Origin of the sequence: Enterobacter cloacae complex sp. 418I7 (assembly GCF_050030705.1) — a bacterium.
Lineage (GTDB): Bacteria > Pseudomonadota > Gammaproteobacteria > Enterobacterales > Enterobacteriaceae > Enterobacter > Enterobacter intestinihominis.
The window spans coordinates 1,985,488-2,001,043 of record NZ_JBLGUU010000001.1 but is presented as its reverse complement, the minus strand read 5'-3'; the positions used below and the strand labels follow the sequence as shown (position 1 = coordinate 2,001,043).

Annotated in this window: 16 protein-coding genes; 14 read left to right on the top strand and 2 right to left on the bottom strand. The window is 56.0% G+C overall.

The features are described from left to right. The first annotated feature begins 50 nt into the window (after positions 1–50). Positions 51–1,577 (top strand): YdgA family protein, encoded by a 1,527-nt coding sequence (locus tag ACQG0S_RS09720; RefSeq protein WP_022647926.1) that lies wholly within the window; start codon positions 51–53, stop codon positions 1,575–1,577. Between the two features lie 55 nt (positions 1,578–1,632). On the opposite strand, the gene ACQG0S_RS09715 is transcribed toward ACQG0S_RS09720, so the two are convergent. Beyond that, positions 1,633–2,661, bottom strand: a complete 1,029-nt coding sequence (locus ACQG0S_RS09715; RefSeq protein WP_022647925.1) for a Mal regulon transcriptional regulator MalI — start codon at positions 2,659–2,661, stop codon at positions 1,633–1,635. A gap of 179 nt (positions 2,662–2,840) precedes the next feature. Here ACQG0S_RS09715 and malX point away from each other — a divergent pair, with 179 nt between their 5' ends. The 3 genes from malX (at position 2,841) to add (ending at position 6,750) form a co-directional block, all read left to right on the top strand. Further along, complete coding sequence (malX, locus tag ACQG0S_RS09710; RefSeq protein ID WP_023299967.1) at positions 2,841–4,433, top strand: maltose/glucose-specific PTS transporter subunit IIBC; 1,593 nt, start codon at positions 2,841–2,843, stop codon at positions 4,431–4,433. 49 nt (positions 4,434–4,482) lie between these two features. Further along, the gene (locus ACQG0S_RS09705; protein WP_048966443.1) at positions 4,483–5,655 is read left to right on the top strand and encodes a MalY/PatB family protein; all 1,173 of its coding nucleotides are present in this window, start codon (positions 4,483–4,485) and stop codon (positions 5,653–5,655) included. Positions 5,656–5,751: 96 nt separating this feature from the next. Beyond that, positions 5,752–6,750 (top strand): adenosine deaminase, encoded by a 999-nt coding sequence (gene add / locus ACQG0S_RS09700; RefSeq protein WP_022647922.1) that lies wholly within the window; start codon positions 5,752–5,754, stop codon positions 6,748–6,750. Between the two features lie 56 nt (positions 6,751–6,806). Here the strand turns inward: add and ACQG0S_RS09695 are convergent, their stop codons facing one another. After that, positions 6,807–7,847, bottom strand: coding sequence for an oxidoreductase (locus ACQG0S_RS09695; protein WP_023306015.1), 1,041 nt, complete (start codon positions 7,845–7,847; stop codon positions 6,807–6,809). Between the two features lie 239 nt (positions 7,848–8,086). On the opposite strand from ACQG0S_RS09695, the gene blr reads away from it, so the two are divergent. From blr to nth, 10 genes are all read left to right on the top strand, one after another. Next, positions 8,087–8,212 (top strand): division septum protein Blr, encoded by a 126-nt coding sequence (gene blr / locus ACQG0S_RS09690; RefSeq protein ID WP_151884424.1) that lies wholly within the window; start codon positions 8,087–8,089, stop codon positions 8,210–8,212. A 229-nt stretch (positions 8,213–8,441) separates the two neighbouring features. After that, a complete protein-coding gene (gene ydgT / locus ACQG0S_RS09685; protein ID WP_000217941.1) occupies positions 8,442–8,657 on the top strand; it encodes a transcription modulator YdgT in 216 nt (71 codons plus the stop codon). A gap of 85 nt (positions 8,658–8,742) precedes the next feature. Beyond that, positions 8,743–9,183 (top strand): DUF2569 domain-containing protein, encoded by a 441-nt coding sequence (locus ACQG0S_RS09680; RefSeq protein ID WP_015570663.1) that lies wholly within the window; start codon positions 8,743–8,745, stop codon positions 9,181–9,183. 76 nt (positions 9,184–9,259) lie between these two features. Then, positions 9,260–9,841 (top strand): electron transport complex subunit RsxA, encoded by a 582-nt coding sequence (gene rsxA / locus ACQG0S_RS09675; RefSeq protein WP_022647920.1) that lies wholly within the window; start codon positions 9,260–9,262, stop codon positions 9,839–9,841. Next, positions 9,841–10,419, top strand: coding sequence for an electron transport complex subunit RsxB (rsxB, locus tag ACQG0S_RS09670; RefSeq protein WP_048966444.1), 579 nt, complete (start codon positions 9,841–9,843; stop codon positions 10,417–10,419). The genes rsxA and rsxB overlap by 1 nt, the downstream gene beginning before the upstream one ends. After that, positions 10,412–12,433, top strand: coding sequence for an electron transport complex subunit RsxC (gene rsxC / locus ACQG0S_RS09665; RefSeq protein WP_048966445.1), 2,022 nt, complete (start codon positions 10,412–10,414; stop codon positions 12,431–12,433). Before rsxB ends, rsxC begins: the two co-directional genes overlap by 8 nt. Continuing rightward, a complete protein-coding gene (gene rsxD / locus ACQG0S_RS09660) occupies positions 12,434–13,486 on the top strand; it encodes an electron transport complex subunit RsxD (RefSeq protein ID WP_022647918.1) in 1,053 nt (350 codons plus the stop codon). A 10-nt stretch (positions 13,487–13,496) separates the two neighbouring features. After that, entirely contained in the window at positions 13,497–14,117 is a 621-nt protein-coding gene (rsxG, locus tag ACQG0S_RS09655; protein WP_022647917.1) for an electron transport complex subunit RsxG, read from the top strand. Positions 14,118–14,119: 2 nt separating this feature from the next. Beyond that, positions 14,120–14,806 carry an electron transport complex subunit E gene (locus tag ACQG0S_RS09650; RefSeq protein ID WP_003857592.1) on the top strand — a complete coding sequence of 229 codons (687 nt, stop codon included), beginning with the start codon at positions 14,120–14,122 and terminating at the stop codon, positions 14,804–14,806. Further along, complete coding sequence (gene nth, locus ACQG0S_RS09645) at positions 14,803–15,438, top strand: endonuclease III (protein WP_015570668.1); 636 nt, start codon at positions 14,803–14,805, stop codon at positions 15,436–15,438. The genes ACQG0S_RS09650 and nth overlap by 4 nt, the downstream gene beginning before the upstream one ends. Positions 15,439–15,556 lie beyond the last annotated feature (118 nt).

The window sequence follows — 15,556 nt, the reverse complement described above, 5'->3', positions numbered from 1 at the left end:
GTAACACCAGGCGGTTTTAACCGCCTGGTTTCATTTTAGGGATAATCGCAATGAAAAAATCGGTCGTAGCGGTAGGAGTGATTGTTGCTTTAGGCGTGATCTGGACGGGTGCTTCCTGGTATACCGGGAAACAGCTGGAAAGCCGTCTGGCAGAGATGATGGCGCAGGCAAACAGCGAAATTAAGCGCAGCGCGCCTGAAGCAGGTCTGGAGCTGAGCTACCAGAACTACCAGCGTGGCGTCTTTACCAGCCATATGCAGGTGGTGGTGAAGCCGGTAGCGGGCAATCAGAACGCCTGGCTGAAACCGGGCCAGAGCGTGGTACTGGATGAAGTGGTCAGCCACGGTCCGTTCCCGCTGGCACAGTTGAAAAAGTTTAACCTGATCCCCTCTATGGCATCCGCCAGAACCGTACTGGTAAATAACGAGGTGACGAAGCCAATTTTCGATATGGCGAAAAATGAGTCGCCGTTCGAGATCAATACCCGCATCAGCTATGCCGGTGATACGCGTTCCGACATCGACCTGAAAGCGCTGAATTACGAACAAGGCACCGATAAAGTCGCCTTCAGCGGCGGTAATTTCCAGCTTGATGCCGATCGCGACGGCAAGAATGTCTCTCTGACCGGCGATGCCGCCAGCGGCCTGGTGAATTCAGTCAATGAATATAACCAGAAGGTCCAGCTTACCTTCAACAACCTGAAAGCCAGCGGCAATAGCCGTATGACCGATTTTGACGAGCGTATTGGCGATCAGAAGCTGAGCCTCGATAAGATCGCCATTGCGATTGAAGGTAAAGAGATGGCAGTGCTGGAAGGCATGGATCTGGACGGCAAGTCTGACGTTTCCAAAGACGGTAAAAGCATCAACACCCAGCTGGATTACAGCCTGAAAAGCCTGAAAGTACAGAATCAGGACCTGGGTACCGGCAAGCTGTCACTGAAAATTGGCAACATTGACGGCCAGGCATGGCACGAATTTAGCCAGAAATACAGCAAAGAGAGTCAGGCTCTGCTGACCGATGCCGCCCTGCAACAGAACCCGCAGGCGTACCAGCAGCAGGCGATGGCCGTGCTGTTTAATAACCTGCCGATCCTGCTGAAAGGCGAGCCGGTAATTACCGTTGCGCCACTGAGCTGGAAAAACGACAAAGGCGAAACCAACTTCAACCTGTCGCTGTTCCTGAAGGATCCGGCGGCCGCGACCGGCGAGCCGCAGACCCTGGCGCAGGAAGTTGACCGCAGCGTGAAATCGCTCGACAGCAAGCTGACCATCCCGATGGATATGGCAACCGAGTTCATGACGCAGATTGCGAAACTCGAAGGGTATGGTGAAGAAGATGCAGGTAAACTGGCAAACCAACAGGTGAAAGGCCTGGCGGCGATGGGCCAGATGTTCCGCATCACGAAGGTGGAAGACAACACCATTTCCACCAGCCTGCAATATGCTAATGGCCAGGTAACGCTCAACGGCGACAAAATGCCGCTGGAAGATTTTGTCGGCATGTTTGGTATGCCGACGCTGGGCATTCCGGCACCGGCTGAACCGGCTGCGCCGCCGGCAGTACCGCAGCAGTAAACGAAAAACCCCTCGCATGAGGGGTTTTTTATTGCCGGGCGATGTGCAGCGGAGATTACTTCACCGTCACTAACCGCGCCGCCACAATCTGATGCCCGGCCTGCACGTCCGTATTTTCAATACGCTGCATAATTCGGTCTGCCAGGGTGTACCCCATTTCACGAGCCGGCGTCGTCGCCCAGACGATGGGGAGATCGTCTAGCGCATTTTCACCGACATCCGCAAATGCCCCCAGCGCCACCTGATGGCCGAAGAACGTTTCTACCCCGCCCTCACCGCTCTGGCGTCCGGCGCGGATCAAGCCGAACCACGCCCCCATCGCAATCACATCGTTATAGCAAATCACCGCGCTGATTGTCGGGCTGTTGCGAAGCAACGTGCCGATGGCTTCGGCGGCTTTTTTCTGGCTGGACTCACACTCCACCACCCATTCGCTGTGAAACGGCAGGCCGTATTTGATGAGCGTGGAGCAGTAACCGCCCACCCGCTCCGCACGCGTCAGGGACGAGCTTTTACCGCCGAGCCAGGCGATGCGCTGATGGCCGCGATGAATAAGATGCTCGGTCAGCATTTGCGCGGCCTGCATGTTATCCGGCCGAAGGGTATCGGCTTCGTCGAGATAGCTGGCGCGCGACGCAAACACCAGCGGTACGCCTTTCTGCGCCGCGCGCTCACACAATTCACTGCCCACACCGGACGCGCCGGCCACGATCACCCCATCCACCCCTTGCGTCAGCAGCATATCCAGCCTGGAGAGCAGTTGCTCCGGTTCGCGCCCACCGTGGAGCAGGAAAACCATTCGTCCCTGCGCTTCAAGCGCCTCGGTAAGCCCGGCGGTCAGTTCTGCATAAAACGGCGACGCGAGGTCGCGAACAATCAGCCCTATCACCCCGCTTTGCCCACCGCGCAGCGCCGACGCCTGGCGATTACGCACAAAGCCCAGTTGCTCAACGGCCTCGTTGACGCGCTGACCCGTAGCAGGAGAGATGCGCCCCTTCCCGCTCAATACCAGCGAAACGGTGCTAACGGAAACCCCCGCCGCCAGCGCGACATCGTTGATGGTGATCTTTTTCGCTACAGCCATGTGGTGGCGTGACTCCTTGATAATGAGATCGCTAAAACGTTTTATCAATACGTTATCTTTATACTACCAGTAAAAGCCTGAGAATGTGATTTAGCGCGCACTAAAGTTTGATAAAACGTTTTATCTTCTCGCACCATCGCGGTCGTTAAATCTCTTTCTACCATTTAAGGAGTCGTTTTATGACGACGAAAGCAGCACAAAAAATATCGCTGTGGGAGTTTTTCCAGCAACTGGGCAAAACCTTTATGCTGCCCGTGGCGCTTCTCTCTTTTTGCGGGATCATGCTGGGGATCGGCAGCTCGTTAAGCAGCCACGACGTCATTACCCTGATCCCTTTCCTCGGAAATCCGGTACTGCAGGCGATCTTTATCTGGATGAGCAAGGTCGGATCGTTTGCCTTTAGCTTCCTGCCGGTGATGTTCTGTATCGCCATTCCTCTGGGTCTGGCGCGGGAAAACAAAGGCGTGGCGGCGTTTGCGGGCTTCGTTGGCTATGCGGTCATGAACCTTGCGGTTAACTTCTGGCTGACCGCCAAAGGGATCCTGCCGACGACCGACGCGGCGGTACTGAAAGCCAATAACATTCAGAGCGTGATTGGTATTCAGTCCATCGATACCGGGATCCTTGGAGCCGTGATCGCGGGAGTGATCATCTGGATGCTGCACGAGCGCTTTCATAACATCCGCCTGCCCGATGCGCTGGCCTTCTTCGGCGGCACCCGCTTTGTGCCAATCATTACGCTGGTTGTGATGGGTCTGTTTGGTCTGATCATCCCTCTGATTTGGCCGGTTTTTGCCATGGGAATCACTGGTATTGGCCGCATTATCAACGGCGCGGGTGATTTCGGCCCGATGATTTTCGGTACGGGTGAACGTCTGCTGCTGCCATTTGGTTTACAGCATATCCTGGTTGCCCTGATCCGCTTTACTGAAGCAGGCGGCACTATGGACGTTTGCGGTCATTCCGTTAGCGGCGCGCTGACCATCTTCCAGGCCCAGCTGAGCTGCCCGACCACGCACGGCTTCTCTGAAAGTGCGACGCGTTTCCTCTCTCAGGGGAAAATGCCTGCCTTCCTCGGCGGCCTGCCGGGCGCTGCGCTGGCGATGTACCACTGCGCCCGTCCGGAAAATCGTCATAAAATTAAAGGCCTTCTGATCTCCGGCGTTATTGCCTGCGTGGTGGGCGGTACGACAGAACCTATTGAGTTCCTGTTCCTGTTCGTGGCACCGGTGCTGTACCTCATCCACGCCGTACTGACAGGCCTGGGCTTTACCGTGATGGCTGTGCTCGGTGTGACCATCGGTAACACCGACGGTAACGTGATTGACTTCGTGGTATTCGGTATCCTGCATGGCCTGTCCACCAAGTGGTACCTGGTGCCGGTTGTGGCCGCCATCTGGTTCGCGGTTTACTACGGGATCTTCCGCTTCGCCATCACCCGCTTTAACCTGAAAACGCCTGGCCGCGATACCGATACGGCCACCAGCGTTGAACAGGCAGTGGCCGGTACCGTTGGGAAATCCGGATATAACACGCCGGCTATTCTGGCGGCGCTGGGCGGTGCGGATAACATTACCTCTCTGGATAACTGCATCACCCGCCTGCGTTTGTCTGTGGCGGACATGTCCAAAGTGGATACCAACGCACTTAAAGCTAACCGGGCTATCGGCGTGGTACAGTTAAATCAACACAATTTGCAGGTCGTCATTGGCCCGCAGGTACAGTCAGTGAAGGATGAGCTGGCAACCCTGATGCGAACCGTCGAAGCCTGATGCCTCGCCCCCCTCGTCATGAGGGGGTTTTACTTTACGGAGCACCGTCATGTTTGATTTTTCTACCGTCGTGGATCGACACGGCACCTGGTGTACCCAGTGGGATTATGTCGCTGACCGTTTTGGGGCTGCCGACCTGCTGCCCTTCACCATCTCTGATATGGATTTCGCTACCGCTCCCTGTATTACCGATGCGCTGCACCAGCGCATCAACCACGGCGTGTTTGGCTACAGCCGCTGGAAAAATGACGAATTTCTGGCTGCCGTGGCGCACTGGTTCCGGCAACGCTTTAACAGTCAGATTGATACCGAAACCGTAGTGTATGGGCCGTCGGTCATTTATATGGTCTCGGAGCTGATCCGCATATGGTCCGCGCCTGGCGACGGTGTGGTGGTTCATACCCCGGCTTACGATGCCTTTTATAAAGCCATTGAAGGCAACCAGCGTACCGTTGTTTCCGTGCCGATGCAGAAAACGGCGCGTGGCTGGGACGGCAATATGGCCGCGCTGGAAGCGGCGCTGGCAAAACCGGAAAACACGGTTCTGCTGCTGTGTAGCCCGCAAAATCCAACCGGCAAAGTCTGGACGCGGGAAGATCTGGCCACAATTGCAACGCTTTGCAGCCGTCATGATGTGGCGGTAATCAGCGACGAAATTCATATGGACATGGTATGGGGCACGCATCGCCATACCCCGTGGAATGAGGTTGCGGACGGTAAATGGGCGCTGCTGACCTCGGGTTCTAAAAGCTTCAATATTCCGGCACTGACGGGCGCCTGGGGGCTTATCGCCGATGACGACAGCCGTAACGCCTATCTGAATGCCTTAAAAGGGCGGGACGGACTCTCTTCCCCTTCCGTGCTGGCGCTGACCGCGCACATTGCTGCTTACCGGCAGGGCGAACCCTGGCTGGACGCGCTGCGGGCCTATCTCGAAGAAAACCTGCGCTACATTGCTGACGAACTGAATGCTGCATTTCCAACACTCAACTGGCAACCGCCAGAGGCCACCTATCTGGCCTGGATTGATCTCAGCCCACTCGGTATTGATGACAATACGCTGCAAAACGTGCTGATTGAACAGCAAAAAGTGGCCATCATGCCGGGATATACTTATGGGGATGAAGGAAAAGGCTATGTGCGACTGAACGCTGGCTGTCCGCGTAGTAAGCTTGAACAGGGCGTTCAGCGCCTTATCGCTGGCATCAACAGTCTGCTGTAAATTATTTGCGCAACGGAATATTCCCTTGCGCAAATAGCTTTTTCCCCCGTTTTGTTTTTATAATATGGCGCACTTTAACCAGCAAAGAGTGCGACCATGATTGATACACGCCTGCCTTTAACTGATATTCACCGCCACCTCGACGGGAACATTCGTGCCCAAACCATTCTCGATCTTGGTCGCCAGTTCAATTTAACGCTTCCTGCCGAAACGCTTGAAACCCTGATCCCCCATGTCCAGGTGACATCGAACGAGCCGGATCTGGTAAGTTTTCTGAGCAAGCTTGACTGGGGTGTGAAGATGCTGGCCTCGCTCGATGCCTGTCGCCGTGTCGCCTTTGAAAACATCGAAGATGCCGCTCGCAACGGCCTGCACTATGTCGAACTGCGTTTCTCTCCGGGCTATATGGCGATGACCCACAGTCTCCCCGTAGCGGGCGTGGTTGAAGCGGTCATTGAGGGCGTGCGTGAAGGTTGCAAAACCTTTGACGTTCAGGCGCGTTTGATCGGCATTATGAGCCGTACCTTCGGTGAAGCGGCCTGTCTTCAGGAGCTGGAAGCGTTACTGGCGCATCGCGACCAGATCACCGCCATCGACCTGGCCGGTGATGAGTTGGGCTTCCCGGGCAGCCTGTTCCTGTCTCATTTCAACCGCGCACGTGATGCAGGATGGCATATTACCGTTCATGCTGGCGAAGCCGCGGGGCCGGAAAGCATCTGGCAGGCCATTCGTGAACTGGGTGCGGAACGTATTGGTCACGGTGTGAAAGCCATTGAAGATCGCGCGCTGATGGATTTCCTCGCCGAACAACGTATTGGAATCGAATCCTGCCTGACCTCCAATATTCAGACCAGTACAGTGGCGTCGCTGGCGCAACACCCGCTGAAAACCTTCCTTGAACACGGGGTGCTGGCTTCACTGAACACGGACGATCCGGCGGTTCAGGGCGTGGATATTATTCACGAATACAACATCGCCGCGCCGCAGGCCGGGCTGAGCCGCGAGCAGATCCGTCAGGCGCAAATCAACGGGCTGGAGATCGCCTTCCTGACGCCTGAAGAGAAACAGGCGCTGCGCGATAAAGTTGCTCAGTAGTCCTCTTTACTGCCGGGTGGCGCTGCGCTTACCCGGCCTACGAAAGCGTTTGGCACTTATGCCAGACAGAGCGTTGCGCGATGTTTGGCAGATTCGATCCCCAGCTCGATGAGCTCCATAATCTGGATTGCCTGGCTCGCCGGAACCGGATTTTCACCTGAACCGTTCAGCGCGTCACGAATTGCGGCGTAATACGCCGGATAGTTCCCAGGCTGGGTCAACACCGTCTCTTCAACCAGTACCTCACCCTCCGCACGCGTCACCACCCCGTCCCGCATGTCGTAGCCCCAGTCCTCCTGCGGTAAGCGTTCGCCATTTTTGAGGCGCTCTTCCTGCGGATCCAGGCCGAACTTCACATAGCTGCCGCGCGCCCCGTGAAGGATATAGCGGGCCGATTCCGCCGCCGCAAGCATTGTCCCGTGCAGCACAATGCGCCGCTGCGGATAACTCAAAACGGCGTGGAAATAGTCGGTGGTCTGCGCCCCCGGCCTGAGCTGAGCTAAATCGACCGTCATGCTTACGGGCAGACCAAACAGATGAACGGCCTGATCGAGAAGATGCGGCGCTAAGTCATACCAGATGCCGCTGCCCGGTCCCGCCTGCTCGCGCCAGCGATCTCGCACCTGCGGACGATAACGATCGAAGTGAGACTCAAAAAAAGCAATTTCGCCGAGCGTGCCTTCGTTTATCAGCGCTTTGATCGTCAGGAAATCACTATCCCAGCGCCGGTTGTGAAAGACCGACAATAACCGACCCAGGCTTCGCGCCAGCGCATCCAGCTCGCGCGCCTGTGACAACGTCACGGTAAAAGGCTTATCGACAACGACATGTTTGCCAGCCTCCAGCGCCGCTTTCGCCAGGGGGAAATGGGTGTCGTTAGGGGTGGGAATGACAATAAGGTCAATATTAGGATCGTTAAACAGATGCTTAGGCTCCGTTACCACCGGCACGGCTGGCCAGTCGGCATGGACTTTGGTTTCATCGCTGCTTGTGATAGCCGCCAGTTCCATTCCCGGCGTGCCGGCAACCAGCGGCGCATGAAAGGTTTTGCTTGCGTACCCGTAGCCAATAAGACCGACGCGGATGTTTTCACTCATCGTATGCCCCCTCGCTGTGCGCTTATTTATCACTGGCCTTGTGCTTAACGCACAGATTAATAATGTGCCCTGTGAGTTAAAATAGCATCTCGCGACAGCTTTTTTTGTTACCTCGCATTAAAGTGTGTATATGGGGCCCGGGAATCGTTCCCAAAGCGCTTGCTCTGTCGAAAAGGCCGCTGTAACATTTGTAATCTGTATTTATGGATAAATTACAAACACAAAATATGTCATCAATAATTAATCGAATCATTGAATTAGCGGGATGGATTGTCCTTGGCGTTTCAGTCGTGTTGCTCGGTATTGCCAGCCATATCGATAACTACCAGCCGCCGGAGCCTGTTACTGTTGCTCAACAAAAGTAAGCCGCATCGTCATAAAGCGTGACACATTACGTCATGGAACGTATTGCCAGCCGTAATGAACGGGGTTACCCTTCTCTTCCAGGCATCTGCTGATGCCTGAATCTTCGCAAAGAAAACTCCTAATTTCGTCGCGTTACCCGAGTGGACAGTTTACGTCTTTATTAATCCGTTTATTATTCGAACGCATTACCTTTATGGGTATTACCCTTTTATATGGAAACTTATTAATATGACAGTTCAGGACTATTTATTAAAATTTCGCAAGATCAATTCCCTCGAAAGCCTGGAAAAACTGTTTGACCATCTGAACTACACGCTGTCGGATAATCAAGACATCATCAATATGTACCGCGCGGCTGACCATCGTCGCGCCGAACTCGTCTCTGGCGGTCGTCTGTTCAACGTGGGGGAAGTACCTAAATCTGTCTGGCGTTACGTTGTATAAGAAAGTAGCCTTCGGCGTGAAATGTTATATACTCTCCGCCCTGCAAATTTCTGTATAACATTTCGCGCAGACTATGGGAGAGCGTATGACCGCATTGCCTGGAGAGAGAATTGGGGGCTGGTTAATCGCCCCGCTGGCATGGCTGCTGGTGGCTTTATTAAGCGCTTCGCTGGCGCTGTTGCTTTACACCACTGCACTGGTTACTCCTCATGCTATCCAGACACTGATGTCTCAGAGCGCGCTCAATATTGCGACGTGGTTTGTGTCGTTCGTTTTCGCAATCGCGATGTGGTACTACACGCTTTGGCTGACCATCGCCTTCTTCAAACGCCGCAAAAGCGTGCCGAAACATTACATTATCTGGCTGCTGGTCTCCGTGCTGCTTGCCGTCAAAGCGTTCGCTTTTTCGCCAGTTTCTGACGCACTGGCGGTTCGCCAGCTACTCTTTCCGTTGCTTGCAACGGCGCTTCTGGTGCCCTATTTCAAGCGGTCGACGCGCGTTAAGAAGACCTTCGTTAACCCGTAATAACCTTACAGTTAACCTGTTGTGGCCTGTTGTCGTTTATCCGATAATAGGCGGCTCTTTTATTTCAGGCTAAATAATGACCGATTACTTACTGCTCTTTGTCGGAACTGTGCTGGTTAATAACTTCGTGCTGGTGAAGTTCCTTGGCCTGTGCCCGTTTATGGGGGTCTCCAAAAAGCTGGAGACGGCAATGGGCATGGGGCTGGCCACCACCTTCGTGATGACGATGGCCTCCATTTGCGCATGGCTGATTGATACCTGGATCCTGATCCCGCTGGACATGCTCTACCTGCGCACCTTGTCCTTTATTCTGGTCATTGCGGTGGTGGTGCAATTTACCGAAATGGTAGTGCGTAAAACCAGCCCTGCCCTGTATCGCCTGTTGGGTATTTTTCTGCCCCTCATCACCACCAACTGTGCTGTGCTGGGCGTGGCGCTGCTCAACATCAACCTTGGGCATAATTTCATGCAGTCGGCGCTGTACGGTTTTTCCGCGGCGGTCGGTTTCTCTTTTGTTATGGTCCTGTTCGCGTCGATTCGCGAGCGTCTGGCAGCGGCGGATATTCCCGCGCCGTTTCGCGGTAACGCCATCGCTCTGGTGACCGCAGGTTTAATGTCTCTGGCCTTTATGGGCTTTAGTGGTCTGGTGAAGTTGTAATGAGTACTATCTGGATTGCCATCGCGTCCATCAGCGTACTGGGACTCGTCTTTGGCATCATTCTGGGTTATGCCTCCCGCCGGTTTGCGGTGGAGGACGATCCGGTGGTTGAAAAAATTGATGAGCTTTTGCCGCAGAGCCAGTGTGGGCAGTGCGGCTACCCTGGCTGCCGTCCTTACGCTGAGGCGGTGGGCGTGCAGGGAGAAAAGATCAACCGCTGCGCGCCGGGTGGCGAAGCGGTCATGCTTAAAATAGCTGCCCTGCTGAACGTCGATCCGCAGCCTGTCGACGGCGATGAACAGGCGCAGGAGCCCGTTCGTGCCCTTGCTGTTATCGACGAAGCCAACTGCATCGGCTGCACCAAATGTATTCAGGCGTGCCCTGTCGACGCCATTGTAGGCGCAACCCGCGCCATGCACACCGTTGTGGCGGACCTGTGCACCGGCTGTAACCTCTGCGTGGCCCCCTGCCCGACGCAGTGTATAGAACTCCGCCCGGTTGAAACGACGACCGAAAGCTGGAAATGGGATCTTCAGACCATTCCGGTTCGCAATATTCCTGTGGAACAACATGCTTAAGTTATTTTCTGCTTTCAGAAAAGAGAAGATCTGGGACTTCGACGGCGGTATCCATCCCCCGGAAATGAAAACCCAGTCAAACGGTACGCCGCTGCGTCAAATTCCGCTGGCGACCCGCTACGTGATGCCATTGAAACAGCACATCGGCGCGGAAGGCGAGCTGTGCGTGAAAGAAGGCGATACCGTCCTTCGCGGCCAGCCGCTGACCTTTGGTCGTGGACGTATGTTGCCGATACATGCCCCGACTTCGGGCAAGGTGGTGGCTGTTGCCCCCCATACCGTTGCCCATCCCTCGGCGTTGTCTGAGATGAGCGTCATCATTGAAGCCGATGGGGAAGATCGCTGGATCGATCGTGACGGCTGGAGCGACTACCGTTCCCGCAGCCGTGAAGCGCTGATTGAACGCATTCATCAGTTTGGCGTAGCAGGTCTTGGAGGCGCTGGCTTCCCGACCGGCGCCAAGCTTCACGGCGGCGGCGATAAAATCGAAACGCTGATTATTAACGCCGCCGAGTGCGAACCGTACATCACCGCCGATGATCGTCTGATGCAGGACTGTGCCGCGCAGGTGGTGGAAGGTATTCGCATTCTTGCGCATATCCTGCAACCCCGCGAAGTGCTCATCGGTATTGAGGACAATAAACCGCAGGCCATTTCGATGCTGCGCGCGGTGCTGGCGGACAGCCATGATATCGCCCTGCGCGTGATCCCAACCAAATACCCATCCGGCGGGGCGAAGCAGCTGACGCAGATCCTGACCGGAAAACAGGTCCCCCACGGGGGCCGTTCGTCCGATATCGGCGTGCTGATGCAAAACGTGGGTACTGCCTACGCGGTGAAACGTGCGGTGATTGACGGAGAGCCATTGACCGAACGCGTCGTCACGCTGACCGGCGAGTCCGTCTCCCGTCCCGGCAACGTCTGGGCGCGTCTGGGTACGCCGGTGCATCATCTGCTGGAACAGGCTGACTTCTGCCCGGGGAGCGAGCAGATGGTCATTATGGGCGGCCCGCTGATGGGCTTTACCCTGCCGTGGCTGGATGTGCCAGTGGTGAAGATTACCAACTGCCTGCTCGCCCCTTCCCCAACGGAGATGGGCGAAACGCAGGAAGAGAAAGGTTGTATACGCTGTAGCGCCTGCGCGGATGCGTGTCCGGCAGACTTGCTGCCGCAGCAGTTGTACTGGTACAGCAAAGGCCAGCTGCACGATAAAGCCCAGGCGCATAACCTGGCTGACTGTATTGAATGCGGTGCCTGTGCCTGGGTCTGCCCAAGCAATATTCCGCTGGTGCAGTACTTTCGTCAGGAGAAAGCCGAAATCTACGCTATCTCCATGGAAGAAAAACGTGCCGCTGAAGCGAAGGCCCGCTTTGAAGCGCGCCAGGCGCGACTGGAGCGCGAGAAACAAGCCCGTCAGGAACGCCATAAGCAGGCTGCCGTGCAGCCTGCGGCGAAAGATCAGGATGCGATTAACGCTGCCCTCGCCCGTGTGCGGGAGAAGAACGCGACTGCCGCTCAGCCGGTAGCGATCGTGGCTGGCCAAAAGCCGGACAATAGCGAAGCGATTGCCGCCCGCGAAGCGCGTAAAGCCGAAGCGCGCGCACGTCAGGCGGAGAAGGCGCAAAACGCCAAACCGGAAGCCGACACAGACCCGCGTAAAGCGGCGGTGGAAGCGGCTATCGCCAGGGCAAAAGCCCGTAAAGCCGGTCAGCAGACAGTGGTGGTTGAACAGCAAGCGACCGATCCGCGCAAGGCGGCCGTTGAAGCCGCTATCGCCCGCGCCAAAGCACGTAAAGCGGCACAGCTTCAGCCTGCCGAAGAGAGTGAAGCGCCTGTCGACCCACGTAAAGCCGCCGTTGAAGCGGCCATCGCCCGTGCCAAAGCACGAAAAGCGGCACAGCAGGACGAACGGCCTGCGGCCGCCAACGACGATCCACGCAAAGCCGCAGTCGCCGCCGCGATTGCGCGTGTTCAGGCAAAGAAAGCCGCGCAGCAAGCCGTTAACGAGGATTAAATGGTTTTCAGAATTGCAAGTTCCCCTTATACCCATAACCAGCGCCAGACATCGCGTATTATGATGCTGGTGTGCCTGGCCGCGTTGCCAGGTATTGCCGTACAGTGTTGGTTTTTCGGCTGGGGTACGCTTTTCCAGTTAGTTCTGGGTTGCGCCAGTGCCGTCGCAGCGGAAGCAGCGATCCTGAAGCTGCGCAAAATGGAGGTGACTCGCATCCTGAGCGATAACTCCGCCCTGTTGACCGGCCTGTTGCTTGCCATCAGCATTCCCCCGTTCGCCCCGTGGTGGATGGTAGTATTGGGAACGGTGTTTGCGGTGATCATCGCCAAGCAGCTGTACGGTGGGCTGGGCCATAACCCGTTTAACCCGGCAATGATTGGTTACGTGGTGCTACTGATCTCCTTCCCGGTACAGATGACCAGTTGGCTGCCGCCGCATGAGATCGCCGCCACGGTGCCCGGCTTTATGGATGCCCTGAACGTTATCTTTACTGGCCACACCGCGATGGGCGCGGATATGAACGCGCTTCGCATGGGTGTGGATGGCATCAGCCAGGCCACCCCGCTCGATACCTTTAAAACCTCCCTGCGTGCCGGCCACAGCGTCGAGCAGGTGATGAAATCGTCTATTTACAGCGGCGTACTGGCGGGTGCGGGCTGGCAGTGGGTCAATCTGGCCTACCTGTTGGGCGGTGCCTTCCTGCTGCAACAAAAAGCGATCCGCTGGCATATTCCGGTGAGCTTCCTGGTGACGCTGGCCGTCTGTTCAACGCTCGGCTGGGTCATCTCACCTGAGTCACTGGCCAGCCCACAGCTCCATCTGCTCTCCGGCGCGACCATGCTCGGGGCATTCTTTATTCTCACCGATCCGGTCACCGCCTCTACCACCAACCGAGGTCGTCTGATTTTCGGCGCGCTGGCGGGCTTGCTGGTCTGGCTTATTCGCAGCTTTGGTGGCTATCCGGACGGCGTGGCATTTGCCGTACTGCTGGCTAACATCACCGTTCCGCTCATCGACTACTACACGCGTCCACGCGTGTACGGTCATCGCTAAGGGTTACGCCATGCTAAAGACTATGCAAAAACACGGCGTCACGCTGGCGATCTTCGCCGCCGCCCTCACCGGGCTGACCGCGCTGGTAAATGAACTGACGAAAAGCACCATTGAAGAGCAGGCAATGAAGCAGCAAAAGGCGTTGTTCGATCAGGTGATCCCATCAGACTTCTATGATAATAACCTGCAAAAAAGCTGCTTTGTCGTGCAGGCCCCGCAGCTCGGTAAAGGAAGCCACCGCGTTTATATTGCCCGTAAGGGCGAGAACCCGGTGGGTGCCATCATGGAAGCCACCGCGCCGGACGGTTACTCTGGCGCAATTCAGCTGCTGGTAGGCAGCGATTTTTCCGGCACCGTGCTGGGTACGCGCGTGACGGAACATCACGAAACGCCGGGCCTTGGCGACAAAATTGAAACACGCCTGAGCGACTGGATTTTACACTTTGCCGGTAAGATGATTCATGGCGAGGACGATCCTGCTTTCGCGGTGAAAAAAGATGGCGGTGAGTTTGACCAGTTCACGGGCGCCACGATTACGCCCCGCGCGGTCGTCAACGCCGTCAAACGCGCCGGTCTGTATGCCGAAACGCTGCCCGCGCAGATCAATCATCTTTCCGCCTGTGAGGAGTGACCATGAGCCAGGTTAAAGAGGTTATCGTCCAGGGACTCTGGAAGAACAACTCGGCATTGGTACAGCTGTTGGGATTGTGCCCGCTGCTGGCGGTGACGTCTACCGCCACCAACGCGCTCGGGCTGGGGCTGGCGACCACGCTGGTGCTGACCCTGACCAACTTCTCCATTTCTGTTTTGCGCCGCTGGACGCCATCGGAAATCCGTATTCCGATTTATGTCATGATCATTGCATCGGTGGTCAGCGTCGTGCAAATGCTGATTAACGCCTACGCATTTGGCCTGTACCAGTCGCTCGGGATCTTCATTCCGCTTATCGTGACTAACTGTATTGTCGTGGGACGCGCTGAAGCCTTCGCGGTGAAAAACAACCCGGCAATTTCCGCGCTGGATGGGTTTTCCATCGGCATGGGCGCGACTGCCGCCATGTTCGTCCTCGGCTCTCTGCGTGAAATTCTGGGCAACGGTACGCTCTTCGACGGTGCGGACGCGCTGCTTGGCGGCTGGGCGAAATCGCTGCGTATCGAGGTGTTCCATACGGACACCCCATTCCTGCTGGCCATGCTACCGCCAGGCGCCTTCATTGGCCTTGGGATGATGCTGGCGTTAAAATACCTGATTGATGAAAAACGTAAACGCCGCGCCGCTGAACGCAGCGTACAGGAAGGGATCCCCGAGAAAGCAGTATGAATAAAGAGAAACGCATTGCGATCCTGACGCGCCTGCGCGATGAGAATCCTCATCCAACGACAGAGCTGAATTTTAACTCGCCGTTTGAACTGTTGATCGCGGTGCTGCTCTCTGCGCAGGCCACTGACGTGAGCGTCAACAAAGCCACGGCCCTGCTCTACCCTGTAGCCAATACGCCGCAGGCCATGCTGGAGCTGGGGGTTGAAGGGGTAAAATCCTATATCAAGACCATCGGCCTGTTTAACAGTAAGGCCGAAAACGTCATTAAGACCTGCCGGATCCTGCTTGAGCAGCACGGCGGTGAAGTCCCGGAAGATCGCGCAGCGCTGGAAGCGTTGCCAGGCGTCGGGCGTAAAACGGCAAATGTCGTGCTCAACACGGCGTTTGGCTGGCCGACGATCGCCGTGGACACTCACATCTTCCGCGTTTCTAATCGCACCCGGTTCGCGCCGGGTAAAAACGTGGAAGAGGTGGAAGAAAAGCTATTAAAAGTGGTCCCTGCGGAATTTAAGGTAGATTGCCATCACTGGCTAATCCTTCACGGGCGCTATACCTGTATTGCACGTAAGCCACGCTGCGGCTCCTGCATTATCGAAGATCTCTGTGAATACAAAGAAAAAGTCTATCCCTGAAGGTACATCCACTTGTTACTGTTCAAGCCCTTAGATTAAACAAGGGCTCTGATATCTTCTCCCTTGGCCGTAATTTTCCCTCTCATTGTCCATAAAGTGTTGTCGATTCTGCGGATAT